At 24.8% G+C, this 234-nt stretch carries 1 protein-coding gene; it reads right to left on the reverse strand.

From position 1 onward, the window contains the following. Positions 1 to 95: 95 nt before the first annotated feature. On the reverse strand, positions 96 to 224 hold the full coding sequence (locus ACEWL1_RS12245; RefSeq protein ID WP_409233577.1) for a T9SS type A sorting domain-containing protein: 129 nt from the start codon (positions 222 to 224) through the stop codon (positions 96 to 98). Positions 225 to 234 lie beyond the last annotated feature (10 nt).

The raw sequence follows: 234 nt of genomic DNA on the forward strand, positions 1-234 counted from the left end.
ACAGTTGAAAATACTTAATTATAAAGATTTACATCTTCTTCTTATACATAAAAAAAGCCCCTAAAAGAGGGGCTTTTAATGTTTGTAATTAATACTTATTCTTGACTAACAATTAATTTTGTAGTAATTGTTTCTTCTTTAGAAACAATTTTTAAAATATAAATTCCAGACGGTAAGTTACTATTACCAATAGTTATGTTTTGTGACATAGCCTCAGAAGTTATAGTTTTTCTA

The sequence above is a fragment of the Polaribacter gochangensis genome, from assembly GCF_046224025.1.
In the GTDB taxonomy this organism is placed as follows: Bacteria; Bacteroidota; Bacteroidia; order Flavobacteriales; family Flavobacteriaceae; genus Polaribacter; species Polaribacter gochangensis.